This is a genomic window from Levilactobacillus zymae DSM 19395 (genome assembly GCF_001434115.1).
In the GTDB taxonomy this organism is placed as follows: Bacteria; Bacillota; Bacilli; order Lactobacillales; family Lactobacillaceae; genus Levilactobacillus; species Levilactobacillus zymae.
On record NZ_AZDW01000012.1, the window covers coordinates 1 to 3,026 of the forward strand.

Annotated in this window: 1 rRNA gene; it reads right to left on the reverse strand. The window is 50.2% G+C overall.

From position 1 onward, the window contains the following. A 23S ribosomal RNA gene (locus tag FD38_RS01595) occupies window positions 1-2,882 on the reverse strand; the annotation flags it as partial. Window positions 2,883-3,026 lie beyond the last annotated feature (144 nt).

The following is a 3,026-nucleotide window of genomic DNA, read 5'->3' on the forward strand; positions in this document are numbered from 1 at the left end:
GCTTCACGCCTCACGGCGCTGCCACTTCCAACCTATCTACCTGATCATCTCTCAGGGGTCTTACTTCCATAAAGGAATGGGAAATCTCATCTTGAGGCGAGTTTCACACTTAGATGCTTTCAGCGTTTATCTCATCCATACATAGCTACCCAGCGATGCGCCTGGCGGCACAACTGGTACACCAGAGGTATGTCCATCCCGGTCCTCTCGTACTAAGGACAGCTCCTCTCAAATTTCCTACGCCCGCGACGGATAGGGACCGAACTGTCTCACGACGTTCTGAACCCAGCTCGCGTACCGCTTTAATGGGCGAACAGCCCAACCCTTGGGACCGACTACAGCCCCAGGATGCGATGAGCCGACATCGAGGTGCCAAACCTCCCCGTCGATGTGGACTCTTGGGGGAGATAAGCCTGTTATCCCCAGGGTAGCTTTTATCCGTTGAGCGATGGCCCTTCCATACGGTACCACCGGATCACTAAGCCCGACTTTCGTCCCTGCTCGACCTGTCTGTCTCGCAGTCAAGCTCTCTTCTGCCTTTACACTCGACGAATGATTTCCAACCATTCTGAGAGAACCTTTGGGCGCCTCCGTTACTTTTTAGGAGGCGACCGCCCCAGTCAAACTGCCCACCTGACACTGTCTCCCGCCACGATAAGTGGCGCGGGTTAGAGTGTTCACACAGCGAGGGTCGTATCCCACCAACGCCTCCATCGAAACTAGCGTTCCGATATCTACGGCTCCGACCTATCCTGTACAAGCTGTGTCAACACCCAATATCAAGCTACAGTAAAGCTCCATGGGGTCTTTCCGTCCTGTCGCGGGTAACCTGCATCTTCACAGGTAATATAATTTCACCGAGTCTCTCGTTGAGACAGTGCCCAGATCGTTACGCCTTTCGTGCGGGTCGGAACTTACCCGACAAGGAATTTCGCTACCTTAGGACCGTTATAGTTACGGCCGCCGTTTACTGGGGCTTCATTTCTGGGCTTCGCCGAAGCTAACTCATCCACTTAACCTTCCAGCACCGGGCAGGCGTCAGCCCCTATACTTCATCTTACGATTTTGCAGAAACCTGTGTTTTTGATAAACAGTCGCCTGGGCCTTTTCACTGCGGCTACACTTGCGTGTAGCACCCCTTCTCCCGAAGTTACGGGGTCATTTTGCCGAGTTCCTTAACGAGAGTTCACTCGCTCACCTTAGGATACTCTCCTCGACTACCTGTGTCGGTTTGCGGTACGGGTAATTAATATCTAACTAGAAGCTTTTCTCGGCAGTGTGACATGGAGCACTTCCCTACTAAAATTCGGTCCCCGTCACGCCTTGTCCTTAGCGATAAGCATTTGACTCATCACCAGACTTGACGCTTGGACGCACATTTCCAATCGTGCGCTTGCTTTAGCCTCCTGCGTCCCTCCATCGTTCAAACAATATTAACTAGTACAGGAATATCAACCTGTTATCCATCGCCTACGCCTTGCGGCCTCGGCTTAGGTCCCGACTAACCCTGGGAGGACGAGCCTTCCCCAGGAAACCTTAGTCATTCGGTGGATCAGATTCTCACTGATCTTTCGCTACTCATACCGGCATTCTCACTTCTAAGCGCTCCACTAGTCCTTGCGGTCTAGCTTCGTCGCCCTTAGAACGCTCTCCTATCACGCGACATAGTCGCGTCCACAATTTCGGTAATGTGCTTAGCCCCGGTATATTTTCGGCGCAGAGTCACTCGGCTAGTGAGCTATTACGCACTCTTTAAATGGTGGCTGCTTCTGAGCCAACATCCTAGCTGTCTATGCAATTCCACATCCTTTTCCACTCAGCACATATTTAGGGACCTTAATTGGTGGTCTGGGCTGTTCCCCTTTCGACGGTGGATCTTATCACTCATCGTCTGACTCCCGGATATAAATCTGTGGCATTCGGAGTTTATCTGAATTCAGTAACCCATGACGGGCCCCTAGTCCAAACAGTGGCTCTACCTCCACGATTCTAAATCCGAGGCTAACCCTAAAGCTATTTCGGAGAGAACCAGCTATCTCCAAGTTCGTTTGGAATTTCACCGCTACCCACACCTCATCCCAGCATTTTTCAACATACACGGGTTCGGTCCTCCAGTGCGTTTTACCGCACCTTCAACCTGGACATGGGTAGGTCACCTGGTTTCGGGTCTACGTCAACTTACTGAAACGCCCGTTTCAGACTCGCTTTCGCTACGGCTCCGGTCTTTACACCTTAACCTTGCAAATTAACGTAACTCGCCGGTTCATTCTACAAAAGGCACGCTATCACCCATTAACGGGCTCTAACTAATTGTAGGCACATGGTTTCAGGAACTATTTCACTCCCCTTCCGGGGTGCTTTTCACCTTTCCCTCACGGTACTGGTTCACTATCGGTCACTAGGGAGTATTTAGCCTTGGGAGATGGTCCTCCCGGATTCCGACCAGGTTTCACGTGTCTGGCCGTACTCAGGATCCTGAACTGAGGGTTGACGATTTCACCTACGGGGGTATCACCCGCTCTGCCACACCTTCCCAGATGTTTCGGTTATCATCAACTTTGGTAACTCAAATGTTCAGTCCTACAACCCCACCGAGCAAGCTCGATGGTTTGGGCTGTTCCCCGTTCGCTCGCCGCTACTTAGGGAATCGATTTTTCTTTCTCTTCCTGTGGGTACTTAGATGTTTCAGTTCCCCACGTCTGCCTCAACTTGAGTATGTATTCGTCAAGTTGTAATCATCGGTAAAGATGATTGGGTTTCCCCATTCGGAAATCTCCGGATCAAAGCTTACGTACAGCTCCCCGAAGCATATCGGTGTTAGTCCCGTCCTTCATCGGCTCCTAGTACCAAGGCATTCACCATGCGCCCTTCATAACTTAACCTAACGGTCACTTCGTGACCGCTGATTAATTGAGTATTAGCGAATAAACTAATTAAAAAACTCAAAATAAACGCGGTGTTCTCGGTTTAATTATCTTTAATAATTAAAGGAAAATAATTGATAATATCTAGTTTTCAAAGAACAA